Origin of the sequence: Cellvibrio sp. KY-GH-1, from assembly GCF_008806975.1 — a bacterium.
In the GTDB taxonomy this organism is placed as follows: Bacteria; Pseudomonadota; Gammaproteobacteria; order Pseudomonadales; family Cellvibrionaceae; genus Cellvibrio.
Window position 1 is genome coordinate 3,527,384 of record NZ_CP031728.1, and the last position, 26,609, is coordinate 3,553,992.

The following is a 26,609-nucleotide window of genomic DNA, read 5'->3' on the forward strand; positions in this document are numbered from 1 at the left end:
ACGGGGAATAGCGCAGAACGTGGCGTTTTGCAGGTTTGTTATCAGTGGTCGTTATTATCAATGTAACCGTTTTCATTTGACGCATACTACCAGCCAAAAACCTGAACTGGCAAAAGTATCCGGCAAATAAATGTTGAGCAGGGCTGCTATTTTGCCTAGCCTTGCCGTTTATTTGAGTGACCGGCAACCTGTTATGGACTTTAGCTTTCCCGCCATCGGCATAGTGCATTCCTGTTTCAAGGAAAAATTCGGCATACCCCGTCAGCCGGGCTTAGCTCCACTAGCAGAGGCGGAAATCGAAATTCTCCCACCCTTTGATGATATCCAGGCCTTTGCAGGCTTAGAGGGTACGTCTCACCTGTGGGTTCAATTTGTGTTTCATGCCAACAAGCGCGAGGAGTGGAAAGCCAGGGTAAAACCGCCCCGGCTGGGGGGCAATAAAACCCTGGGCGTATTTGCCACCCGCTCGCCGACTCGACCAGCGCCAATTGGTTTGTCGGTAGTGCGGCTGCGCAGCGTCATTGAACGCGAGGGGAAAATCTTTGTGCAAATCAGCGGGGTGGATTTACTGGACGGCACACCGGTGTTGGATATCAAACCCTACGTGCCCTATGTGGATTGCGTGGTCGCCGCGGAAAACAGCTTCGCGCCAGAACCACCGGCGCCAATCGATGTGGATATTCCCGCCGCGTTGATGGTGTTTTGTGTCAGCTATTGGAGACAGACCGGAACAGATCTGGCCGGATTAATCACCCAGGTGTTGCAACAAGATCCGCGCCCGCAGTATCAGCAGCCTGACCAAGGGCGAGTGTACGGGATGAGGTTGTTGGATCTGGATGTGCGCTGGCAGTATCGACTAACGGGAAATAGCTACAGTATTTGTCTTACGCAACTATTGCCCTGCCAGCCCTAAAAAAACCAGTCAGCCTTAAGAGGTCGCTTCACCGGTACGGGGATCGGCACCCGCACTGCCAATTAGCTCCGGGTTGCGTCGCGCATCAATAATCATCCAGTAAAACATACCCATTCCCGCCATAGACAACAGCACGCCGACCCAGCCAGTGGCGGCGTACCCCAAACCGGCGTCAATCACCAACCCACCTAAAAAGGCACCGGCGGCATTGGCAAAGTTAAAGGCTGAATGGTTCATGGCGGCTGCCATGGTCTGCGCCTTGCCGGCCACATCCATCAGGCGAATTTGCACGGCCGGACCAATCACCACCACGGTGCCCACACAGAATACCGTGACGCAGGCGAGCCAGAGATTCGGGGCAACCAGCGCGAAAACCGCGCAGACAATCATCGACCAGATCAGACAGCGCTTGATGGTGCCGAGCAGATCGCGGTCAGCCATGCGCGAACCGAAAATATTGCCCGTCACCATGCCCGCACCGAATAGCGCCAGCACAAAAGGCACGCCCATTTCGGTCAATCCTGCCAGGCTCATCAGCGTGGGTTTGACGTAGGAATAGATGGCGAACAACCCGCCCGAACCAATTGCACCTATCCCCAGGGTGATCCACACCTGACGATTGGTGAACATCGACAATTCATCGACGACGCGCCCACCCACTTGCGGCGGCTCATAGGGGACAAACTTTGCTATGCACACTGCTGACACCAGTGCTATTCCTCCCACCAAAACAAACGCCGCGCGCCAACCCAGCCACTGCCCGAGGGCTGTCGCTATAGGTACACCGGCGAGCGTCGCAATCGAGAGCCCCAACATCACATAGGCCACCGCGCGGGTGCGCATATGCGAGGGTGCCAGCGAGGCCGCCACCAGTGAGGCAATCCCGAAAAAAGTCCCGTGCGGCAAACCACTCAACAGACGCAATGCCAACATAGCTTCATAGTTTGGCGCGAGCGCACTGGCAATATTGCCGAGCGAATAAAGGGCTATTAACACCACCAGCATGCGCGTGCGCGAACGGCCGGTACTGAAGATCGCCAACAGCGGCGCGCCTATCACCACCCCCAGCGCATAGGCGCTGATGGTACGCCCCGCTTGCGGAATACTGATGGACAGCGAAGAGGAAATTTCGGGCAACAAGCCCATGGAGACAAACTCGCCAACACCTATCGCGAAACTACCCAACCCCATGGCGAGGAGTGCGATAAAAAATGTTGCAGAAGGTGCTTCGTTCGATACCACTGAAGACGATGACAAACCTTGAACCTCGAAGGACGTGATTATCTACCGCAGATAATCGGTGCCGCCATTATAAGAAGTTCAGGCGCCAAGAGTAATATAAATATTGACTATAAGCTGTGTAAAACCACTAGTTTCAACGCAACTCAACTCGCCCCTAGCGTTAAATATCCGTCATCTGCTCGCGGCGGCAGCTGCTTTTCCCTCGGGCGGCTGTGGTATGATGCGCGCCTTTTTCAGCCTCCGCCGGCTCAGGTTCCGGCCCCTCCGTCTCCCGTTTGATGCCGTTGCTCCCGGAGACGCCGCTGTCCCGCTTTCGATTTTAAATTTTAGGTGCCTCGCACTTTAGGAGTTTGTTCCATGAGCAAGACCTCGTTAGACAAAAGCAAAATCAAGTTTTTATTGCTGGAAGGCGTACACCAATCGGCGGTGGATACCCTCCATGCCCAGGGTTACACCAATATCGACTACCTGAAAACCGCACTCGGTGAAGATGAGCTTATCGCCCGCATTCAGGATGCCCACTTTGTTGGCCTGCGCTCGCGCACCCAGCTGACCCGCCGCGTGTTTGAAAACGCGCCCAAGCTGATCGCCGCCGGCTGCTTCTGTATCGGCACCAATCAGGTAGATCTGAAAGCCGCACAAGAGCACGGCGTTGCGGTATTTAACGCGCCCTACTCCAACACTCGCTCGGTGGCGGAATTGGTAATCGCTGAAGCGATTCTGTTGCTGCGCAATATTCCGCAGAAAAACTTTGTCTGCCATCGCGGCGGCTGGGACAAGTCTGCAACTGGCTCCTACGAAATTCGCGGCAAGACCCTGGGCCTGATCGGCTACGGCTCTATCGGCAGCCAAACCAGTGTGCTGGCGGAATCCCTGGGCATGAAAGTGCGTTTTTACGACGTGGTTACCAAGCTGCCACTGGGTAATGCCGCGCAAGTGCGCGAGCTGGATGAACTGCTGGCTACCGCCGACATCATCAGTCTGCACGTACCGGAAAATGCCTCCACCCAAATGATGATCGGCGCGCGCGAAATCGGCCTGATGAAAAAAGGCGGCATTTTGATTAATGCCTCTCGCGGCACTGTGGTAGATATTGATGCCTTGGCGGACGCCATTAAATCCGGTCACATCGCCGGCGCGGCGATCGACGTATTCCCGGAAGAGCCAAAAGCAAACGGTGACGAGTTCCTGAGCCCACTGCGTGGTTTGGACAATGTAATTCTCACCCCGCACATCGGCGGCTCCACTATGGAAGCGCAAGAAAATATCGGTGTGGAAGTTGCGGAAAAACTGGTTAAGTACTCCGATAACGGCACCACCACCAGCTCGGTTAACTTCCCGGAAGTGGCGCTGCCCGGTCATCCGGACGCACACCGCTTGCTGCACGTGCACGCCAACGTTCCCGGCGTACTGTCGAAGATCAACAAAATTTTCTCCGACAACCAAATCAATATTTCCTCCCAGTACCTGCAAACCAACGACAAGGTTGGCTACGTGGTAGTAGATATCAACTCACCCTACAGCGAAGTCGCGCTGGAGCAGTTGAAAAATATTGAAGGGACTATTCGTTGCCGCGTGCTCTTCTAATCCACCGCAAATAAATCGCCGCATAAAAAAACGCCGCACTGGAGACAGTGCGGCGTTTTTATTTCTGACCACTTAACTTAGGCGACTGAATTCGCTTTACTCGCTTTCCGCGATTTCCACGCCTCATAAACAATGGGCAGAATCGACAACACAAGAATTCCCAAAATCAACAGAGTGAAGTTTTTTCTCACCACAGGCAAGTTGCCAAATACGTAACCGGCGTACAGAAAAATCCCTACCCACGCCACCGCACCGATCATGTTGTACAACATAAAACGTTTGTAACCCATACTGCTCATACCGGCCGCAAAAGGCGCAAAGGTGCGGAAGATAGGCACAAAGCGAGTCATTACAATGGTTTTGCCACCGTGCTTTTCATAAAACGCGTGAGCGCGGTCAAGATAATCGCGCCGGAAAATTTTGGAGTTGGGGTTTCTAAATAGTTGCTCACCAAAGAAGTGGCCGATGGTGTAGTTCACGGTGTTCCCCAGAATCGCTGCACTGACTACCACCAGGGCCATTAAATTAATATCCAGCGTAGTGCCCACCACCAAGGCACCGGTAGCAAACAGCAGCGAATCACCCGGTAAAAATGGCGTGACCACCAAGCCTGTCTCACAGAAAATAATCAAAAACAAAATGCCGTAAATCCACAATCCATATTGATTAAACAACTCGGTGAGATGCTGGTCTACATGCAAAATAAAACTGATAGCTAACTGGATGAGTTCCACGGTAATTCCTTAGTCGTCGCTGATAATGAAAAGGGTTCAAGGCAGTGTACAAAAATAATCGCGCAAGGTTACAAAGACTTGATCACGAAAATCCTCGCGCTCATTCACTAATTGATGGCCAGCGCCCTCGATAAATTGCACGCGCGCTTGCGGCAGGCGGCGCTGAATTTCGCCAAGATTGTAGCGCCAGGCAACGGTTTGATCGTCAGTCCCCTGCAGGATCAACGCCGGCGTATCCAGTGGCTGGAAACGCAAGAATTGCGCATGCCAGTTTTTCATGGCGCCCACCCAGCGCACCGACAGAAAACGCGATTGCAAGCAATCTTGCTCGTCCAGAAAACGAATAAACTCCTCGTCGTGTGAACTGCGTGAGGGGCCGCGCGGCAGTTGCCGTACAAATCGGTGAATGAGCATATAGAGCCAGCGTCCACGCGTCCACCCGCGCGGCAGAATCAGCGGTGCACAAAGCGCCCTCTTGCTTAGCCAGGGCTCGACGCGCTGAATCTCGTAGCGCCACAAATGATTGAGCAACACCGCGCCACCAGTGCTTTGCCCCAAGCCATACCAGGGCAACGGCAATTGTCCCTTGGCGCGCAGGAGTACCGCCTCAAGCGCATCTCCGTACTGATCAAACGAATCAATCGCCGCGCGCGCGCCGCTACTCAAACCGTGACCGGGTAAATCAAACGCCAAAACCGCCAGCCCCTGTTGCAAGCCAAAGGCGATAACCTTGTCGTATATTCCCACGTGATCGTAATAGCCATGCACCACCAGCAAGGTGCCACGCGCTTCCGGTGGAATCCAACACTGGGTAGCAATACGAAATCCCGCTGCATTAACTATTCCGATTTCATGGTGAACACCGGGGAAGCGAGCACTGAAATCCAGTTGATAACAACCGAGGTAGGCCGCTAACAACGGATCATCACTGCTGATCCCCGCAAATTCACCGGAAAACTCCAGCTCAGGTAACAGCGCTTGCAAGGCATCGCCCTGCTCCCGGGAAAAGCTCACTGGCGACATAAAAGGCTCACAATCAAAGTGTCATTTTCACTATATCGATGTAATCGGTTCACTTTCGCCACCGATACATCATCCCCTCAAAGTAACTGGGTAACGCAGGGTAAATCGGTGCGACACCTGCGGGAGCTTCCACTATAATCACCCCCATCAACCAAAGACACCCCAATAAAATAACAACCAGACCTAAAAACCATAACAACGACAACACCAGGGTTTGAGCTAATGCAAAAACATATATTCAACATTCACGATGTAGTGCTGTTTATGACCGTAGCAGAGTGCTTCTTGCTGGTCATTTTTCAGGCGATACTCCCGGTAAAAAACCAGCTGGCCAATCGCCTGCTCAGTACATTTTTAATTTCCATTGCGATTACCTCCGCGTGCATTCTGGTGTTGTGGAATGACGACGTCAGTTTATTCACCGCCTTTGACGAGTATTTATTGCCTTACTTTTTAGTAATCGCGCAAATGCTCAAGGGGCCACTCTTATTGATTTATGTCATAGCGCTCACAGAGGATGCCTTCAAGCTGGCGCGACGACATCTGGTACATTTAATTCCAGCGGCCGTTGCCGTCGCCTGGCTCGCACTCTTCCAGATTGACAGCACTGATTTACGGTTTCGCACACTGGGCATGACCGAAACCGAGCGGCAAATTGCGAATGGTGTTTGGCATTTTATTAAAATAATGCCGTTCTTTTATGCACTCGCCGCCGTGAATCGTGTGCGCCTTTATCGGATTGGCTTGCACAACCAATATTCAAACTTTTCACCCACTGAGCCCAGTTGGTTAAATATTCTCACCCTCGGGTTTTTATTTACCTGGAGCTTTTCAATTCTCGTTCACGTGATAGCCAACACTGTCGCATTAGCTGCACCGCAAATTTCCGACCTCTTTGGCATTGCCGAAAATTACATCATTTTTATTCTAATCAACGCACTCTTCGTTAACAGTGTCGTGCACACGCACAAGCTGCTCACTACCAAACCAGAAGCCGCCAAAGATAAAGTCGACGAAAAACTGACGGATACCGCCATCCAGAAAGTACAGCAGGGCATGGAAATCCAGAAGCTATTCCTGAAACAAAACCTCAATATCGATGAGTTTTCCAAACGCATCAATTTGCCGGTAAAAGAGGTGTCCGCCGTCATCAACAAACACTACGGCACCAACTTTTTTGAATTTATGAATTCCTATCGCGTAGAGGAAGCCAAGCGTTTGCTAAGCGACAACCAACACGCCGACATGACCGTAATGGATGTGTTACTACATGCGGGCTTTAACAGCAAATCAGCGTTTCACCGCTTCTTTAATCGCTTGGTGGGCATGTCACCCACTGAGTATCGAAAACAGAACATGAATAAAGAGGTGAAGATAGCGTAGGTAAAAAAGAAAGCCGGCAACTATGCCGGCTTATTTTTTCATTTGTTCGCGCCAAACTTAGCGCGTAAATTTCATCCTAATCTCGCAATCCGTTTGGCGTTCGGGAATGACGTATTGCCCTCCGTTAAGCACGCCACCGCAACCACCCAAAAGAAGCGCCCCGCCAAAGACAACGCTGAAAAACGCCGACGATAATAATTTCACGTTTATTCCATAATTAGATTTCATCAATGAAAGCTTTTCCCCTGATTATTCCAATACCCGTCAGGGGGCGCACAGAATAACATTTATGCCATTAAAATTTGTCGCCCGGTTTTCATCCAGGTTATTCAGAGAGTGGTATCCGCCAAACATTGCGCTCTTTATCAATGATTCCATTCATTTTTTGAACAACGACTTTATCGACGATTGTCAGCCCAGTCGCAGCCATAGCATCAAAAGTATCTATGCCATTATTGGGAAAATTTTTCCGGGTGCGATGAATATTAAAACGGTTGGAGAATGTTTTACCAAAAGCCTGTTCAATTTTATCTTTACCGACGATAAAACCGAGCAGCCCGCCCCAGGTCGCCGTTGGGTTATCAGAATCCCAGCCTGCCAGTGCGCCGATTTTTATCGTCGCTTTTAAATCACCTTCACCGTAAAAAAGACTGATTAAACTGGACGCAAAATTAATTCCGGCTGCAAAACATCCATTGCAATAGAGCTTGCGGGAGGTGAGCGTATAACCATCCAATTGCTCTACCTGGTAGCGCTGATAAATTGCATCGCGCGCCTGCTCCCAAGGCACGCCCGATTCATACTGTTGTTTAACAAAATCGTACATAGCTGCAGGGTATTGCCCCTCCGGTAAATAGCGCCGCGCCTCCTGTGCGAGCCAATGTACCTTTTGCGCGGGCGTTAACGCGGGATCAACGCGCGCGGCAAGCGAATAGATAACAACATAGAAACGTGCAATGTCAGCGGCTTCTTTGTCTGCCACTGTGCGTATGGGCAAATCAGCGAGTTGCAGCGCAACATCGGCGCGCGTTGGCGCAAAAAAACCAAAAATCTCTGTGGTTAATTGCGCGTCAATCATATCGAAATGAGGATTAAGCGGCAGGCTTCCCGTTGCTGGAGGCAATATACCCTGCTGCATTAGATCCATCGCACGTTGATTGGAAACCCAGAGGAAATTTTCAGAGTTTCCTTCCGGATCTTTACCAAAGGGTGTGGGCTCCTGGGCAGAATAAATGTGTGTTAACCAGGCATTGCGTATTTGCTCTGGGCTAAGCAGCACCGATTCACTTTGCGCTAGTGCGGTTTGATAAATATATTCAATATCCGTATCGTCATCCGCCCCCCAAATGCCGTCCGGACCCACTGTCACAAAGTCGATGTTCGCCGAGAGATTACTCGGAATACCTTGCCCCCAGATACTGGGTTGATCCGGTTTACCCCAATCAGCGCGCGTATAAAACGGACCTGTTTTGATTTCGCCGAGATTGCCAACTTTATCCATTTCCGTCACCAAACCAGTCCAGTTAGCTATGCATTGCCCCAACCAAAAACCGTACAGTGAGTCCAAATACTGAGTGCGAGAAATTTCAATATAGCGATCACTTGATAATGTTGACCCAGTATGTGAAGACTGACTCGCACATCCCACTAACGCAACTAACAAACACAGTGCTCGTAGAGTCACAATTGATGCTCCCAAAAAAAACGGCTGCAATTTTGCAATTGCAGCCGTTAATAGTTATTTCGTTGAAATTACTGTTTTTCTACCAAACGCACGTTATCAAACACCACATCAATGGCACCGGACGGCTCCATTACAAATAGATTGGTAATCGAGTTGAGTTTGGCAATGCCTGGACAGCAGGAAACTGAATTGCCGTTATCAATTAAATCGGCAACACCGATACGGTATTCGGTCCAGACTCCATCCGCCGGTAAAGGCACAGTAACATCGCTCACGTTAGGCCAGCCGCTGTCCATTTTTATCAATAACTTAGTGTCAGCTGCTTTGCTATTTACTTTGAAATCAAATACCAATTCACCTTTGGCGGACCAGTGATTTAAATTGGCCGGACCACTGATCACGTTGAAAAACACATTGCCATCGGGCCCGGTTTTTACCACCTTAAATACTTTCCCATGAGCACCGTCGTCAACTTCAGATGAGCTGATTTGACCAGAAGGATTATAGCTTTGCACTTGTAACCCGGATGCAATACTCGTGTCATACAAAGTAAACAACGGCAACTTGGCAAATTCATCAACACCGCTACTGGCTTTACCTTCAATGCGCACATTGTCGAACGAAACATTCATCGCTGCAGACGGATCAACCACAAAGGTATTTACGATAGAGGCCAAGGTCGCTTTACCCGCTGCCAATGAATTACCGTTATCCAATAAATCATCGAGAGTGATGCGATATTCTTTCCACACACCCAAATCGGTAACTGGTACGCTCACGTCGCTCACTGCAGGCCAGCCACTATCGAGCTTAACCAAAAGTTTTGCACCGTCTGCTTTGCTATTTACTTTGTAATCAAAAATTAATTCGCTATCACCTGACCAACCACGCATATCGGTTGGATCGCCAGCGACCTTAAAATAGGCGTTGCCGTTTGCGCCGCTTTTAACAATGTTCCACACATCGCCGCGTCCGCTTTCAGCAATTTCCGAATGGCTAATGACGCCGTCAGGGTTGTAGGAATCAAAACTCAGCCCCCCAGCCAAATCGTTATCGAACATGGTGAATAACGGCGGCCCTGGCAATTTCACAGCGCCAATTACCGGGCGTTGATGACCGGCAACCAATTCAGCATTCGCACCAATAGTCGCGCAGCCTTTACCGGTAGATGGATTGGCGCTGCATTGATAGACGCGCACAAAATCCACCAACATTTTTTGTGGGAAAACTGATTCGTCTACACCTTTATTATTGACGTTACCGGCCCAATTGCCTCCCACCGCTAAATTGAGCAGCAGATGAAATTTGGAGAAGCGATCAAAAGGCGCACCAACGGGAGCATCTTTTAACACACCATCTTGCATGTACTGGCCATACCAACCGGTTTCGCGTTGAGTTGCAAAATGAACATCATCTACATACCAACGAATTTCACCCTCTTCCCACTCAACCGCGTAAGTGTGGAAATCATCTGCCGGGTTGGCATTATTCGGTAATAAATAATCTGCACCCGAGTTAACATTGCCCGGCCAGTTGCGGCCAAAATGTAAAGTCCCGTGCACATGAGCTTCCGGCGCACTGCCATTAGTAACGACTTTTAAATTCACCGCTTCCATAATGTCGATTTCGCCACTGGAGGCCCAGCTGCCGTAAGGTGAATTAGTCGGCAACATCCAAATCGCGGGCCAGGTGCCTTGGCCAGCAGGTAATTTCGCACGAATTTCAAAGCGACCAAAAGTCCACTCTTTAATATTTTTGGTGCGTAACCGCGCCGAGGTGTAGGGTAAGGTTTTTGTGGTGGGGCTTTCACCTTCGGGCGAATCCGAACCGGTAAAGTCCTCGCGTTGGGCGACAATATTTAACACACCATCAGCCACAAATGAGTTGGCTGGGCGATCGGTGTAACACTGCTGTTCATTATTACCGCCGCCCCAACAATTTTTTTCGAAACCCCATTTGCCCATATCGATTGTGGTGCCGTTAAATTCGTCACTCCACACCAACTCCCAGGTGGGCGCGGCCGAACTCGCAGCACTGCTGGAACTCACCGCCGCACTCGACGCCAGTGAGCTGGATGCCGGTACACTGGAATTATTGCTGTTACCACCGCCGGAGCCGCCACAGCCCACCAGGCCAAGCAGCGCGATACCGAGCAGAGAATGAGATAAACCGGGTTTGAAGCCATATTCGTGATTTTTCATACTTACCTCTATTGTTATTGTAAAACCCTGGGATTTTGGAATTGCTGGTAAAAAAGAGCTGTAGTTATTATTTAGATCATTCGTTGAAAATTTTTCAAACGTCGCGCTAAAAAAATCTCGGCGGAGCCTTTCACTGCGCCGAGATTTTTTTCAGAAATTATTCCGTACACGCAGGTGCAGTGGCATTTTTCTCAATACGAACGTTGTAGAGCGACACATCCAGACTGCCATCGGTACTGAGCATGAAAGGCGCAAGTACCATATCCAGTTTCACGCGTTTTTTCGCAAAGCATTCCAGCGCAATACTGACACTGGTCCACTCACCCAGAGGGGCAGCATTTAATTGCTCGGTCACTGGAATTTCCCCCGCACAATCACTGCCGCAGTACATACCCACACTCACTGCAGCGGTGGGTTTTGCATTCACTTTCATATCGAATACCAACGCGCCCTTGTTTTCTGCATAAACACTCAGATCCGAGCGCGTTGTTGAACCGAAAGTCACTGTCGCTTTAGCACTGCCGTTAAATTGCACACGGCGTGTATCTTCCTGCACTTGTTTATCCTGCGAGGTAACTTTCACGGCACCCAACTCGCCGCTGCTCGTGGTCACTGGCGCCATATTATTTACATGGTCCAGTAACACCAAGGTCCAGGGATTCATCACGCGTTGATTAAACACAGGCACCACATCCGGTGCCTGTGCAGCGACCAGTTGTGCAGCGGTTTCATCCAGCGCGGGTGTTTCGGTTTTATCGGCGTAAGTCAAACCAAAATCAAACGCAAATTGTGGTTTGTAATCAGCATCACCTTGGTTAAGCGGCGACTGCACAGGTGACGCAGGCCAGGAGAAAGGTAATTTACCTTTCACATCGTAATTCAAGGAACCGTCTGCTTTGGTGAGCAACACATCGGCAACCCCAACACCTTCGGAACCGGGTAACCAGACAACCGCAAAAGCATCAGACGCATTGATAAAATTATTAGCCCAGAGCGGGCGGCCAGTAATAAATAGCGAAACCACTTTAATGCCATCGGCCTTCAATTTTTTCAGCAGTGCCAAATTGGTTTCGCTTTTGTAGATCAACGTCCCAACATCGCCTTGCATTTCAGCGTAAGGGTCTTCACCAAATACCACGAACGCAACATCGGGTTTGGTTTTGTAATTGCCATCAACACTTAACTCAGCCGCACCACCCGCGGCGTTCGCCGCATCGGCAATGCCTTGATAAATAGAGGTGCCGCCGGGGAAGTCCGCATTGGTATTTCCAGTGCCCTGCCAGGTGATACTCCAGCCACCGGATTGTTTGCCGATATTGTCCGCGCCATCGCCCGCCACCAATATTTTGCTGTTGGCTTTTACCGGCAGAGTCTGCGCATTATTTTTTAACAATACGATGGATTCACGCACAGCCTGGCGCGCAACAGCGCGATGCGGAGCCGAGCCAATCACTTCGCGTTTTCCGGCGAGTTCGCGGGTAGAGGGTGCACCTTTCTCAAAGAGACCCGCGCGAATTTTCACACGCAGAATACGCGCAACGGCATCATCCAGACGCGCTTGCGATATTTCGCCGCTTTTCACTTGCGCCACAGTGTTGTGATACAACTCTTTCCAGTTACCTTCCGGCGCCATGAAAATATCCAGGCCGGCATTAATTGCTTGCGGGCAGCTCACCGGTGTACAACCCGACACAAATGCATGGCCATTCCAATCACCCACCACCAGACCATCAAAACCCATTTGGTTTTTTAATTGTTCAGTAAGCAGATATTGGTTGCCGTGCATCTTCACGCCCTGCCAACTGCTGAAGGAAGCCATGACAGTTTGCGCGCCGGCGGCCAGTGCCGTTTCATAACCCGCGTTATGGATTTTTACCAACTCGGCTTCGCTGATTTGCGCATCGCCGCGATCCTGCCCGCCCTGGGTTCCGCCATCAGCCAGGAAATGTTTGGCCGTCGCAATGACATGCTGCTCACTGAGGAAATCCTTACCCGCAACGCCCTGCAAACCTTCCACCATTTTGCCGCCGTAGGATTTCACCACTGCAGGATCTTCAGAATAGGATTCATAGGTGCGGCCCCAACGATCATCGCGCACTACTGCGAGCGTTGGAGCAAAACTCCAGTCAATACCCGTCACGGCAATTTCCGCACCGGTCGCCGCACCAATTTGTTGGATTAATTCGGGATTACGTGTTGCCCCCAAGCCAATGTTATGGGGGAAAAGGGTTGCGCCGATAATGTTGTTATGGCCGTGAACGGCATCGGTACCCCAGATAATTGGAATCGCCACGCGGCCATTTTCCGCGTTCATGGAGGCGTTATAAAAACCATCGGCCAGGGCTAACCAATCCTCCACTTTTGCGTGTTTATTTTCACCCGGGTAAGACCCGCCGCCATTCAGAATTGAGCCCAGGTTGTACTCAATAACATCCGCCGGGGTTACATGGCGCAGTTCGGGCTGAATCAGTTGCCCTACTTTTTGCTCGGTGGTCATCTTGCCCAGCAGTTCAGTAATTTTTGCTTCTACGGCGGGATCTTTCTTGACCGCAAAGTCCAGCTTGGGCCACAGCGATGCAGGCGCATCCGCAACCGGGGCACTGACTTCAGTTGGAGTCGCTTCTGTCGATTTTTTACCGCAGCCCGTCAAAGCCGCCACCACCGCCAGACTGCAAAATGCCAATGCTGCGGATTTGTAAAGAAGGGGCATAAATTACCTCGCCGTAGAAATATTATTGTTGGATAGTCAGGTTGCTAATAATTTGTTGGTTGTTCACGTATCAGGTCAGCTACCACTCCAAATAGCAAAAATGCCCCCCGCATTCTCCTTCGAGGAAAGAATGTGGGGGGCAAAGCAAGGAGAGCTAACAAGCGTAATTCGGGTTGGCATATGTGTACCTAAACCACTCTTGCTAACACCCATGGGGACCTGACATCACCCAGGGGTTCAGTCCCAGTGAGAAAACGGATCACTGGCACACCGAACAGCGGCTCAACCACGGGCGCGCTATCCGGCTGACCAATGCATAGTGGCATCGGAATCAAAAGGGTGTCGTCCCACTTTAATCAGCGGTGGAACATGGGGCTGTTCACTTTTGTGAGGGGGATTTTTTCATACGGCGTTCTGATAAATTTTGGCGTTTGAGCTAGTCGAACCTGCCTTTTTTTTCGTTTAAATAAAAAAGCCGGTTATTGGGTTATAACCGGCTTTGAGCAGACATTCACTTCAGGTGAAGGCGGGGAAAAACTAGATTTTCTGAAACCCGAACTCACGCACCTTGTTCAAGAGCGCTCGGTTCGTCGGCAAGTTGTTTATAAATGACTGGGTTTTTTTCATATTGGCGTTAAACAGTTCACCCGCTTTTTCACTGTTTGCTGCCGCTGCTCGCTTGGCCACCGATGAAATCTGTGTGTCAAACCCCATGCCGTAAAGCACGTATTGGTAGCTCGCCCAGGGAAACATTTCATCGCCGCGAATATCGTGTTTCCAGGGAACGTGATAACGCCAGAGGTCGAGTAATTCGCGCAGTCCATCCGGCTGGGTTGAGTCTGCCAAGTGATCGCGCCAGTAGTCGGTATCGCGTCGCTCACTCAATACATAGTGCAATTTCAGGAATTCAATGATGCGCTGCCAGTGATCAAAGAACTGCTGGTTAAAGCGTTTAGCCACAGTATCCATCACCGCGCGTGTTGCCGGTAGTTGTTCGGCGATCATTTGCGCCGACAATTCAATCAACACCAACGCCGTTGCTTCAAGCGGTTCAATGAAGCCCGCCGCTATACCCACACCCACACAGTTCTTGTGCCATAACACCTTGCGATAACCGGGGTTAAAGGTCAGCTTGCGCGGCATAATTTTTTCAGCGGCCGCCTTGCCGATAGCGGGTTCAAGATAGTCCTGCAGATTTTTCAGCACCTGCTCATCACTGGTGTGCGCACTGGAAAAAACATGGCCGATCCCACGCCGCGTCGGCAGGCCAATATCCCAAATCCAGCCGCAATCCTGCGCGGTAGAAACCGTGCAGGATTGAATGGGCGATTCCGTTTCGCCATAAGGAATTTGCACCGCCAGGGCACTATCGTTAAACAACACCCGGCGCTCTTCGTTAAGCGGGATTTGGTAGTGCTCGCCTAACAACAACGAGGCAAAACCGGTGCAGTCGATAAATAAATCCGCAACCAGGTCACCATTCATCTTGGTGGAAATGGAGGCAATATCACCGTTTTCAGCAGAATTAATTTTTATGACGTGATCCTGAATATAAGTTACGCCCAGTTTTTCAGTGCAGTGCTTTTTCAGGAAGTTGGAAAATTTACCCGCATCCAGATGATAGCCATAGTTACTGGCACCACCATACTCCGGGGAAGTAATTAATTTAGGTGCGAGATTACGATCTGAAATAAAGCGAATGGGGCAGACAGCATCGGAAAAATTCACTTGATCGCGATGCGCTAGCCATTGCTCCGCCAGATTAAAGTCGTTGCCGCCATCGGGCAGACTAAAAGGATGGTAGTAGGCGCCGCCAGCCGGCTTCAACCAATCGACAAACTTGGAGCCTTGCTTAAAGCTTGCATCGCATTCGCGAAAAAATTCTGTCTCCGACACACCAATTTTTTTCAGGGTAGAACGCATGGAAGGCCAGGTGCCTTCGCCCACACCGATAGTAGGCACGTCGGGTGATTCAACCAACACGAGTTCCAGGCCGTTATCTGGATCGACCAAATGCTCGGCCGCAATTACTCCTGCCGTTAACCAACCGGCAGAACCACCGCCGACAATCATTATTTTTTTAATTGGATTATTCATTTTCTGTTTGACCCGTAACCACTATGGCTGTGTAGTGGCTGGCATTATGCCCCAGGCCCACGCGGGGCGCACCTCTCGGATTATTGCTATCCGCTATCCCTGATCACCCGATGGCCGCTGCAACCAACCCACCCCCTTATTTCCCCGTACATCGTTCACCGATTTTGCCCAGTTTTAACCAACACAAAAGGTGGGACGATATTTTTTGCATTTAGGGTTACAACTCTCGCCCACGTCAAGGCCGAGCCTTACTGCTTGTTTTAGCTGTAGTTAGAGTGACGCGACAAGCAGTCAAGTTTGAACCCGCGAGAAATTTCTGGTGGGTTCGATCATCAGCCAGGAGGCTGATAACACTGGCGATGTAATTTGCATCGCCGCGAATATTCAACCGGATGCTGAATATTACGCGCGCATAATCAACCTAAACAATGAATGGGAATTTATATGAAATTAGTAAAATTAATCCTGGGTATCAGTATCTCGCTCGCGGGCAGCTTGGCCGCGAGCAGCTTTGCGCAATCAACCCAACCTTCGGGTTGCAGCTGGGTTAACACCAGCGTGCAAAACATTCCCTCTGGCGCGATTGTTACATCATCGTGCCAACTGAACGGCACTTCAATTGCGACACGCGAACAAAAACATCACCAGTACAATCCATCTACGTGCAGCATCACCTGGGTTGCATCGGGTTATGTGTCCAGCGGCGCTTGTGACAGTGCAGTTATTTTAAAATATGTCACTACCAGCACACCGAGCAGTTGTAATACCGGTGCCACATTAATAGTACAAACTGGTCCTAATGGTTCATTAAATCCGAATATGACACCCAGCCAATTCTGTGGCCAGAATTGTCCCTACACGGTACAACCACTGGACCCATATTCTTATCCACGCTTGAAATACACGTGCAATTAACTCCGCCCGGTATTTGCGAACACAAAAAAGCCGGATAACTTTTATCCGGCTTTTTTTATTGTCACTGGCCAAGTATTGGCAAAAAAATAATTTTAACCAGGCGCTATCGCTTTGCAGTAATGATTAATAAATTGCTGGTGACTGGGGAAGCGCGCCAGATATTGATTGTGTTCGTTTTCGATGGAATTCATGAGTTTCACCAACTCTTCATCGCTGAGTTTATCCACCACCGGGTGATATGCAGTGGGGGTTATACCCTGCCCTAACATCACCTGCTGCCAGGAACCTTCATGAAATAGTTCGTCCTGCTCTTTAAATACGCTGGTGGTGTTTTTATAAACTTCAATTTTGCGCGCAAGGGTTTCCGGAATAGACATGCGGCGGCAGTAATTCCAGAAAGCACTATCGCTACGTTGAGTCACATGGTAATGCAGAATAATAAAATCGCGGATACGTTCGTATTCATAGCGCGACTGGCGATTGTATTCATCAATTTCCGTTTGATTAATTGCATCGCCGGGGAACATGCGAATCAAGCGCACAATACCGGTTTGGATTAAATGCAAACTGGTGGATTCCAGCGGCTCCAAAAATCCACTCGACAAACCAATTGCAATACAATTTTTATTCCACTGCTTAAGCGCGCGCCCGGTGCGAAATTTAATCAGCCGAGGCTCAGTTCTTACCTCACCCTCCACATTTTCCAGCAGGAGTTTTTTAGCATCCTCATCGCTACTATAACGACTGCAATAAACCAGCCCATTACCCACACGATGCTGCAAGGGAATGCGCCATTGCCAACCCGCGGAGTGAGCAATAGAGCGGGTATAGGGAATAGGTTCACCTACCGATTCAGTTTGTACGGCAAGCGCACGATCGCACGGCAACCAGTGTGACCAGTCTTCAAACCCGGTGTGCAGTGTGTGTTCAATCAGCAGCGCGCGAAAACCCGAGCAATCAATAAATAGTTCACCGGCAATGATATCGCCCGCTTGCAGTTTTACCGATTCAATAAAGCCATCATCGCGGGTTTGCACTGATTCAATGAAACCTTCGATACGTTTTACACCGCGCGCTTCGCTGTATTTACGTAAATAAGCCGCGTATAAACCGGCATCAAAATGATAGGCATAATCCAGCCCGCTATTGGGGTCGATCATGCATTTGTTGGCTTTGGCGGTGCGAATATTCAACGAATAATCGAAATAACTTTTTGCCACACCCATGCGTTTTGCTTTCAACCAGAAATGCTGGAAGTTGGCCATCCAGGAATCCTTACCCACCAGGCCAAAGGGGTGCATATACACATCGCCCTGCGCACCCCAGTTTTCAAATTGAATACCCAGTTTAAACGTGCCCTGAGTAGTTTTTAAAAACTCCGCTTCATCAATGCCCAACAATTTGTTAAAGGATTTTACCGCCGGAATGGTTGCCTCACCCACCCCCACAGTGCCAATCGCCTCGGATTCAATCAGGGTAATTTGCTGGGTTGCGCCAAACGCGTTGGATAAGGCCGCAGCAGCCATCCAACCGGCGGAACCACCGCCGACGATTACAATGCGATTATTTTTTTTCATGGCGAACTATCTATAAAAAAATTGGTGGGAAGAGCCATTATCGGTTTAACCGATTCAATAACTGCGAACGCAAACGGCGCGCGGCGGTCTCATCGATATCACCGAGCACACCGAGCTTATCCTGAGGAATATGTGCCGTGTCTTCAGGGTTCGCATCAAAAATGTAGTAGTCGAATAGATTTTTCCAATGCTGACGTTCATCGGCCGGGAGCGAACGAATATTCATCAGCGCATGGGTAAAGGCATCCTGCGGTGAGCCCAGGTAATTGGGGAACGCCGTCCACCAGTAATTCACCATTACATTAAACGGCATTAATCCTTCAACATGGTGCCACCACATACTGGGAATATAAATCGCATCGCCCGGTTCCAATTCGGCAATTTGCGCGTGCGCCAGCGCTTCTCTATAGCGAGGAAATTTTTCAAAGTCGGGATTGTGTAAATCCACCAGACTGATTGCCGGGCCGGCGGGATTAAAATCCAGCGGTCCAATGTATAAATTTTGTAATTGATCCGGAGGGAAGACGACAAAGCGGCGCTTACCAATTACTACGCAGGCAATATTGTCAGGAATATCGTGATGGGCAGAGACGATGGTTCTATTACCCATCCACACACTGACACGCGGATTGAATTGCCCCAGATTTAAATCATTGTGCGCGCGAAAGCCGGGCACGCAGGCATTAACAGGCGCCGAGTCCACATAATAGGCGCGCTGCGAACCATTGGCGTGCAGGCGATTAATATTTTCGTAAACATTGGTGAGCGATGAACGCGCGCGTTCGTAGGCAAAGCCGGTGAAATCCTGATTGTAGAAAATCGCACCGTTATTATTTTCATCGCCAATGGCTGTATTCACCAGTTCACCATTATAAAACTGGCAGAGATAATCAAAACCAGCCTGCGCAGAATCTTGTGCCGCCTGCACAATGGGCCATTGTTTTACCAGACCTTTGAGCACCAGAGGTACGACCGAGGTTAATACCCAATCCGGAATTGCATCGGCACTGACACCCTCAACGACATTTATGGCTTGCAGGTTTTGCAACATGATACTGCCTCACTCACCCGGCGCTACTTAGAATTGCAGCAATTTATTTTTTTTACTCACCAACTTCTTAATGTTGGCCATAGAGGCAATTGACATATAAATCAATTCCAGAAAATTTTGACTGTGCAAACGCGCCAATTGTTCTGCCCCCAGATCGCGCAACACCATTTCATTGATGGTATAGAAGCCTCCTAACTCTACTTCCGCTCCGTTGTCCAACATAATTTTCAACACGAAGGGCTCCAGTAGATCTTCCGCCTGCAAAATGTCGGTGTAGCGCTGGCAAATAGTTACACCATTAATCAATTCCGCAAGAATACTGTTAATACTTTCCAAATAATCGGAATTTCCACCTTGCGGCAGAAACACCGGCAGGCCTTCTGTTGCGCTCACGCGCGGATGATCCATATCCACGTGAATCACCGGTTGCCGGTGGCCGGTCGCGGAATCCTGAGTATAGCCAATGGAAAATGGAATACGCTCCATGGAGAGAGGCAAATAATTCCCACACCAACCCGCTGCATCAATAAATAAATTTTCGTCGGGAGCAAACCCAAACAGCGCTACGGCTTCGAATTGGTTGTTGGTGGTTTTGCGATAAAAAATCGGGTAGTTCGCAGCGACCTGCCGAAATTCCCAAGGCACTATCGCGGCGTAGCCTATCGCATCACCAAGGTGCCGGCCCCGCGCTGGATTTATTTTTAAATCTTTATGAGTGACGTTATCGAGCAACACATTCTTGGCCACAACAGACTCCTGACAACTGCAAAAAATTGAGTCAACCGTTTTGATCGACAGAAAAGAAAAAGCCGCTAACACACAGCGGCTTTTCCTTAACTCAACTAACCCGTAAACGAATTAGAAACTGTAGCGAACACCCAGGTTATAGCGCGCACCGTATTGGTAAGCCGATTTAAACTGGTTCTCATAACGCGCATACACACGTTGCGATTCTTCACTCACGTTAATACCTTCCACAAACACAGTCATACCTTCCACAAACGGCAAGTCATAACTCACGGAGATATCGATTTGGCCGTAGTCTTCGGTGTAGTAAGGCGCATTACCTTCGCCCACGCCGTTCAAGTAGGTATCGCGCCAGTTGTAAGCGATACGCGCCTGCAGACCATTTTTGTCATAGAAACCCACCAGGTTGGCTGAGTCACTCATGCCAGGCAATACGAACTGGAAGTCGGTAGACGCGTTATCCACATCCAGATCACCGTCCACCAGGGTCGCGTTAGCCTGCACACCGAAACCGGATTCGCCGAACATGTGCTGAACCGCCAGTTCCCAGCCGTAAAGCTTGGCTTGTTCCTGGTTGATTGGCTGGGATACTTTGAACTTGGCCAATGGGTCGGTGTTGTCCTGAATAATCGGACTGCCTGCTGGTCTACCGGTGTTGATGTTGATTTGCTCGATAATGGTGGTGTCATTAACCGGCTTGCCCGCTGCTTGCAGCGCCGCTTTCGCCGCTTCAACACGTGGACCCGCTGACGGATCACGCAGATTGCCCACGGTGCGTTCGATAATTTGGTTAACGATAAAGTCATCCACTTGCTTCATGAAGAAGCCCGCCGACACATAGCTGGAATCCGCGTAGTACCACTCGGCCGACAGGTCGAAATTGTCTGCCATAAAGGGCTTCAGATCCGGGTTACCTGCGGTACCGGTACGCTCGCCCGGCTTCGGACGCGAGGTCACATCGAAGGTGCCAATCATGCTACCCAGGGTTGGACGGGTAATGGATTTGCTGTAGCTCAGACGGCCGACTACGTCATCGGTAATTTGCAAGCTGGTATCCAGGCTTGGCAACCACACATCGTAATCACCTTTCTCGGCGGTGTAGCTACTGTCTTTCGCCAGGTTACGGCTCCACTCGGTAGAGCTTACCCACACCAGTTCAGTGGGGTCTTTCTGGAAGCTGTTGGACTCAATAGACGTTGATTCGTAGCGCAGGCCGGTAGTGGTTTTCAGCTCCATACCAACCAAGTCGCCAACATTGTTGACTTCCATGTAGGCGCTGGTGGTTTCTTCGGTTACGCGGTGATCGTTAACAGGATCGCCGTTTACATTGGGTTGCATTACGCATGGTTTACAGGCTGAAGGACCTGAACCCCATACCCAATCCACTGGCTCTTTCCACTTGCCGTTTTCCAACACTTGCACGTTGGTTTCAAAATCCCAGGAGTGATAGAAAGGCACGTTGGAGCCACCGCCAGAGAAGGATGGTGTCAGACCATTCAGATTTTCTTGCTTGAACACTTCATCCGGGAAGAGGTTAGCATTGCCGCCGTACCAGCCCGCCGGGATCTGACCCGTGCTGTAGCCTCTCCAACGGTTTTCGATCTCGGATTGGCCTGCGCCGAAATCAATAGAGGTAATTCCGGTATCGGCGTTGGTGTCGAAGCTGCCGGTGAATTGGAACTGGGTTACTTCCGATTTGTTAATGTTCAGGTTGGCTTCACCGAACAGCGAATCGTAAGACGCTGCTGTTGGGAACCCATCAACGATACCCGGGTCATTTTCTTTAAAGGTCACGTGCATGTAGGGAATATCCTGTCCCTTGGTAGCATCGTAAGTTTTTTGGTCGATAGACGCCGCCGCCAAAATCAGGAAGGCATTGTGGCCACGACCCACGCCGCCATTTTCATTGGTGGAGTTGTGCGCATCGAAACCGAGCTTCAGGTTGTCGGACGCTTCCCACGCGATGTTGAAGCCAACGGAGTTGTTCTCGGTTTCAGAGGTGTTCAAACGGATATTGGACGCAAAGTCATCGCCCGCGGCAGTCAGCTTGGTGATAGTACCGTTCTTGTCGATCACGACTTCGCGCGCGTCAGAACCTGAATCGTTGTACCAAATACCAACACCGGTGTTGAGTGCAGTCATGTCAACCTTGGCGTAGGTGTAATCCAGGGTCGCTTTCAGGGTATCTATTGGCTGGTATTGCAATACCAATTGGCCGTTGGTTCTTTCGCGGTGGAAATCTTCAATGCCGTAACCGAAGTTACGTGGGTAGTAAACGTTGCCGGTTTTGTCTTCGCGGTTGTCTTGCACTACGCGCAGGTTAGAGCCAGCCGCTGATTCAAAATCGATATTGTTACGCCAGTTGGCGATATCGGCGTTAACCGCGCGGTTGTCGCGCTCCTGATAAGAACCGGAAATCGCTACGCCAAAGGTGTCATCGGCAAAGGTATTGCTGAAAATGCCAGACACTTCCGGAGTAATGTCATCACCCACTTCGTTAGTAGAGTCCATTACTGCCTTGGCACCCACAGATGCCTTAAGACCTGGGTTATCCAGCGGGCGAGCAGTTTTGATGTTCACCAGCGAGCCAATGCCACCCGAGGTGCGGGTAGCACTGAATGTTTTGTAGACCTCTACACCACTCACGGTTTCTGCCGCCAGATCGGAGAAGTCAAACGAACGGCTATAGCCATTGGTCGGCATTTGACGGTTGTTCAAAGTCACCAGGTTGAAGTCGGGGCCGAAGCCGCGCACGGTAATTTGTGAACCTTCGTTGTTGTTGCGGCTAATGGATACACCGGAAATACGCTGCAGTGATTCTGCCAGGTTGGTATCGGGAAACTTGCCGATATCCTCCGCCGAAATCGCATCGACAACACCCTTGGCATCGCGCTTAACGTCCATCGCACGCTGTAACGAGCCTTTAATACCGGTAACAACAACTTCTTCTACGTTGTTATCTTGCTGTGCCATGGCCATGCCGGTCATGCCGAGCATTGCTGAAGCAACGGCGGTGGTGATGAGCTTTCTCTTGAAGCCTTGGGTTTGCTTGTTGGTTAGTGTCTTACTCATGGAATTCTCCACTTTATTTATTGGTATGGAATTATCCTGGCCCGCTCTATGGAGCAGATTCTCTCGGGTCCCCCTCGTATCGGGCCATGACCGCTTTTCTAGCGGGGCGATAATCCCAACTGGCATCTAATGAGTCGTCCCACCTTGAAAATTTATTCAAACCTGACGCATATCACTTTTTTTCCACCTTACTGGGAAGCTATTAAATTTAATATTTTCAATGGCTTATCAACAAAAACAGCGCTAAAAAACACTGTGTAGATTCTTCCCACTCGCAAAAGTGGTACTAAAAAAAAGCCCCCTAAAGAACGGGTTCTTTAGGGGGCGAAAGGGCATCCCACTCAACGTGGGAAGACGAACTTATAAACGGGTAATACGGAACCAGTTGAAGTTCCATCCAGCCTGTTGGGCGAAGACACCGAAGCTGTAAGTGCCCGCATTCAGGGTCACGGTATGGCTAACGGTAGTCCAGTTTTGCCAGCCGCCAGTGGCTGGAATAGCGAGATTACCCAGCTGAATCGCACCGGCATTCAGGTCAGCAGAAAGCAGTGACCCCGATGGACTGGCAACGCGGTATTCAATGCGATAGCTGCCCGTTGCCGGGACGGTGATGTTGCCGTAGGCCATCCAGTCACCGGCATCGATGTAAGCCACGTTCTGGCCGCCATTGGTGTCGGTAGTGGCTTCGGTCTGCACACCACTCATGGCAGTAAAGGCTTCGGCCTGTACCAACTGGGTAAACGCCGGCGTTGAACTACTGGCCGCCACACTGCTTGCAGGAGTGCTGGAGGTACCGCCAGTGCAGCAACCAAACTGCACCCAGGCGGTATCAATCGCACCAGCACCCTGGGCGATGGTGAAGAAGTAGCGCACAGTCGCACCCGCCGGAATACCGGTCAGGGTATAGGTGTTGGAGTTATCCGCATTGTGGGTCATGCGGATATTCTGCTGGGCGCCACCATTGATGGTGTAGTGAATGTCTGCCCAAGCCGCTGCATTGGCATGGAAGCGCACACTGGTGCTGGTTAAAACCGTATGCCCGTAGGGCGTTGCAACGGCAGAGCTAGCGACTGAGGAAGTCGCCACGGACGATTTGGAAGAGCTAGCCACAGAACTTGGGGTAGAGCTGGCAACCGAACTGCTGGTACCGGAACAACCTGCACCACTCGAAACCACCGATTGACCGGTGCGCTTCAGGGCATAACCCTTGGCTGGAACCGAGAAGCTGGTGCCATCCGAATAGGCCACATTGATCGCTGAGCAACCGAAGTTGTAGGCGATGTAGGTGAGGATGCCGCCCTTGTTAAAGGCGACTGCGGCCGGGTGGTTAGCGGTTAATGCACCAGTACCCGTCGCCAGGCTACCCAATTGCTTGAGGGTATAGACCCAATGATAGGTATGTGCTTTTGTTTCACCCTCTTCCGGAATCAGGTTGTTCAAGCCGTAGGCGAGCATGTCATCCACCGCCGCCTGACCGTTTGTCATTGACCAAATATTCCACCAGACATCGCGCCACTGGCCGTTAGGCAGACCGGAAGGTTTTCCATTAGAGGATTCACTCAAACCCAATGCGACATAGTTGTTCAGGTAGCCGGCGTGCTGACCAATGTGCAGTACCAACGGGCTGAGTGGCAAACCCTGAATACCCAGGATGTGCGCATATGCACCGGAGAACCAGGTAGAGAACACGTGGCCGTTGCCCCAAATAATGGAGGTGGTTGGCTTGGTATAGCTGGCGGAGAAGTTATCGTAATCGCCACCCAGACCTTTGTAACGGTCGATGTTGTTCCAGTATTCCCAGTAGGTTGCGGCCGATGACGCATGCAAATACATGCCACGTTCGGTCAGGGCATTGTTACCGGTGATCATGCCGTAGAGCACAATCGCACCATAGGCGTTAGCGGCTTCCGACGTGGATTCGTTGTTGTTGCCCAGTGCGAAGTTGGCGTGACCGGAAGCCCAGGAGAAACCATAGGCCGGGTCAAAGTTACGCAGATAGGGGAACTGGCTGTCATCGCGCCCAGCGGCGTAATCGCGAATTAACAATTCCACCATGGGACCGTATTGGGTAGATCCACACCAGGCCGCATCAACACGACAGATTTCAGCGGCAGCACGCACAAAGTAACCGTAGTGGAAATGGTGGTCGTTCAATTGTTGCTGTGCACCGAAGGACTCATCAAAGCCCAGCAGGGTGTTCCAGTTGCTGTCGTAGGCGAAGTACTTGGTGGTATCCAGGTTGCCGGTGGTGTTGGCGCGGAACCAATCCTGCAATTCGGCTTTAAGCCACGCAATCATTTGGTTAGCTTCGGTGGTCATACCAATAGAACGAGCAATCGCGGCCAGTTCCGCTACCTTGCCGTAGTTTTTACCGGCCCAGTAGGTATCAGTAGCGGTGTTCCACTTGGCGGTACCCTGGTTTACAAACTCAGTCACCAGCGCGCGCAATTGGGTCGCGTTGTAATCGCCAATATTTTCCGGGAAGTAAGGCAGCACGCCCACGTAGGGGATGGTGTAGCTAAAGCTGTTGGTCGCCGCAAACTTGGTCACCCCGCGCGCCGAGCGAACCTTATAGCTGGTCACGGCCTGGGTAGAGTTTTTCCAGTGCAACGGCAACAGGCCCGCCAGTGTAGTCACATTGGCACCATTGAATTGGTACTGGTGGCTGATGGTGACTTTGTTGGTATTGCGGTCTACGGCGTAATTGATATTGACCTTATCCACGCGTTGGGTTGCGTACTGGATAAAGGTATTGATCATGGATGCATCCGGCGTACCGGTCAGTTGCGGCAACCAGGCCACGGTCATACGTTTGGTGCCGTTACTTACACCGATGCTGGCGGTGTTTACGCCGCTGAAGGTAGTGGCATCGTGGCCGGTAATCAGGAAGGCATTGCGATTGCCTGCCACTTCGGTCCAAACACCCAAACTATTCCCACTTTGATAGAAAATTCCTTTTTCACCGCTATCTGCTGCCTTGGTGCGTACGACAAGGTTTCCCTGCAGGGCGGTGAAATAAACATAGGGCGAGCCATGCACGAAGGTCGCTTCCATTACCGGGGTAGAACCGCTTTTCCATTGCACGGTGACTGAGCCATCGCTGTAGTCTTTGAGAAAGGCGTCGAGGTTGGAATAGGCGGAGTTGCCAATGGCGATGCCATCAAACACTTCACTGAATGGATCAGGAATGGCATAGATGGTGTCATTAGTGCCGGTTCGCAGGCCACCGGGAATACCCAAAAGACGTACACCGCGATCGGTAATGCGGGCGGTGATTGGGTCCGGGGTGATATAGCCAGAGTCAGTCGATGCGCCAACTTTCATTTCGCCCATGAAGGAAATCGAACCCCACCAGCGATGGGTCATGGTTGGCTTGGTAGTAGCTGGCGACACTTTTTGTGGGTAGATCGGGGTAGGTGCGCCTATAGGGTTACAGCTGCTAACGCCGGGCTTTACCACACCGGCGTTGTGAATCCAGTTGCCGTAGTCGACAGTACATTTCCAGCCGGCGGTATTGATGGTATCGCTGATATTACCCGCACCATAATTGAGAATGGCGGCATGGCTGGCCTGAGCAAAGCCCAGGACGCCCAGCAAAAGCAAGGCTCGCTTGAATCGGTTCATGATAATGACCTGCATGATGGTGTTGTTATTGGTTATTCGCACCTGGGTT

General features: G+C 50.6%; 16 protein-coding genes. 4 read left to right on the forward strand and 12 right to left on the reverse strand.

From position 1 onward, the window contains the following. Window positions 1-193 precede the first annotated feature (193 nt). Window positions 194-913, forward strand: coding sequence for a tRNA (N6-threonylcarbamoyladenosine(37)-N6)-methyltransferase TrmO (gene tsaA / locus D0C16_RS14925; protein WP_151033089.1), 720 nt, complete (start codon window positions 194-196; stop codon window positions 911-913). Window positions 914-928: 15 nt separating this feature from the next. Here the strand turns inward: tsaA and D0C16_RS14930 are convergent, their stop codons facing one another. Beyond that, window positions 929-2,170, reverse strand: a complete 1,242-nt coding sequence (locus tag D0C16_RS14930; RefSeq protein WP_191968499.1) for an MFS transporter — start codon at window positions 2,168-2,170, stop codon at window positions 929-931. 342 nt (window positions 2,171-2,512) lie between these two features. On the opposite strand from D0C16_RS14930, the gene serA reads away from it, so the two are divergent. Beyond that, window positions 2,513-3,742 (forward strand): phosphoglycerate dehydrogenase, encoded by a 1,230-nt coding sequence (gene serA, locus D0C16_RS14935; protein WP_151033091.1) that lies wholly within the window; start codon window positions 2,513-2,515, stop codon window positions 3,740-3,742. 77 nt (window positions 3,743-3,819) lie between these two features. Here the strand turns inward: serA and D0C16_RS14940 are convergent, their stop codons facing one another. Next, on the reverse strand, window positions 3,820-4,476 hold the full coding sequence (locus tag D0C16_RS14940) for a DedA family protein (RefSeq protein ID WP_151033092.1): 657 nt from the start codon (window positions 4,474-4,476) through the stop codon (window positions 3,820-3,822). Between the two features lie 36 nt (window positions 4,477-4,512). Next, complete coding sequence (locus tag D0C16_RS14945; RefSeq protein ID WP_151033093.1) at window positions 4,513-5,499, reverse strand: alpha/beta hydrolase; 987 nt, start codon at window positions 5,497-5,499, stop codon at window positions 4,513-4,515. A 222-nt stretch (window positions 5,500-5,721) separates the two neighbouring features. Between D0C16_RS14945 and D0C16_RS14950 the strand changes: the two genes are divergently transcribed. After that, window positions 5,722-6,882 carry an AraC family transcriptional regulator gene (locus tag D0C16_RS14950; RefSeq protein ID WP_151033094.1) on the forward strand — a complete coding sequence of 387 codons (1,161 nt, stop codon included), beginning with the start codon at window positions 5,722-5,724 and terminating at the stop codon, window positions 6,880-6,882. 325 nt (window positions 6,883-7,207) lie between these two features. On the opposite strand, the gene D0C16_RS14955 is transcribed toward D0C16_RS14950, so the two are convergent. From D0C16_RS14955 to D0C16_RS14970, 4 genes are all read right to left on the reverse strand, one after another. Continuing rightward, window positions 7,208-8,566: an ADP-ribosylglycohydrolase family protein gene (locus tag D0C16_RS14955; protein WP_225318695.1), complete on the reverse strand. Its 1,359-nt coding sequence runs from the start codon at window positions 8,564-8,566 to the stop codon at window positions 7,208-7,210. A 68-nt stretch (window positions 8,567-8,634) separates the two neighbouring features. Next, complete coding sequence (locus tag D0C16_RS14960; protein ID WP_151033095.1) at window positions 8,635-10,767, reverse strand: glycoside hydrolase family 16 protein; 2,133 nt, start codon at window positions 10,765-10,767, stop codon at window positions 8,635-8,637. 157 nt (window positions 10,768-10,924) lie between these two features. Then, complete coding sequence (locus D0C16_RS14965) at window positions 10,925-13,477, reverse strand: exo 1,3/1,4-beta-D-glucan glucohydrolase (RefSeq protein ID WP_151033096.1); 2,553 nt, start codon at window positions 13,475-13,477, stop codon at window positions 10,925-10,927. A gap of 537 nt (window positions 13,478-14,014) precedes the next feature. Then, window positions 14,015-15,574 carry a tryptophan halogenase family protein gene (locus D0C16_RS14970; protein WP_151033097.1) on the reverse strand — a complete coding sequence of 520 codons (1,560 nt, stop codon included), beginning with the start codon at window positions 15,572-15,574 and terminating at the stop codon, window positions 14,015-14,017. Window positions 15,575-16,018: 444 nt separating this feature from the next. On the opposite strand from D0C16_RS14970, the gene D0C16_RS14975 reads away from it, so the two are divergent. Further along, window positions 16,019-16,489 (forward strand): hypothetical protein, encoded by a 471-nt coding sequence (locus tag D0C16_RS14975; protein WP_151033098.1) that lies wholly within the window; start codon window positions 16,019-16,021, stop codon window positions 16,487-16,489. A 92-nt stretch (window positions 16,490-16,581) separates the two neighbouring features. On the opposite strand, the gene D0C16_RS14980 is transcribed toward D0C16_RS14975, so the two are convergent. From D0C16_RS14980 to D0C16_RS15000, 5 genes are all read right to left on the reverse strand, one after another. Then, window positions 16,582-18,066 (reverse strand): tryptophan halogenase family protein, encoded by a 1,485-nt coding sequence (locus D0C16_RS14980; protein WP_151033099.1) that lies wholly within the window; start codon window positions 18,064-18,066, stop codon window positions 16,582-16,584. A gap of 37 nt (window positions 18,067-18,103) precedes the next feature. Continuing rightward, window positions 18,104-19,117, reverse strand: a complete 1,014-nt coding sequence (locus D0C16_RS14985; RefSeq protein WP_151033100.1) for a cupin-like domain-containing protein — start codon at window positions 19,115-19,117, stop codon at window positions 18,104-18,106. 27 nt (window positions 19,118-19,144) lie between these two features. Then, a complete protein-coding gene (locus D0C16_RS14990) occupies window positions 19,145-19,864 on the reverse strand; it encodes a SapC family protein (protein ID WP_191968500.1) in 720 nt (239 codons plus the stop codon). A gap of 111 nt (window positions 19,865-19,975) precedes the next feature. Then, window positions 19,976-22,936 (reverse strand): TonB-dependent receptor, encoded by a 2,961-nt coding sequence (locus D0C16_RS14995; RefSeq protein WP_191968501.1) that lies wholly within the window; start codon window positions 22,934-22,936, stop codon window positions 19,976-19,978. 360 nt (window positions 22,937-23,296) lie between these two features. Further along, window positions 23,297-26,560: a glycosyl hydrolase gene (locus tag D0C16_RS15000; RefSeq protein WP_151033103.1), complete on the reverse strand. Its 3,264-nt coding sequence runs from the start codon at window positions 26,558-26,560 to the stop codon at window positions 23,297-23,299. Between the last annotated feature and the right edge of the window lie 49 nt (window positions 26,561-26,609).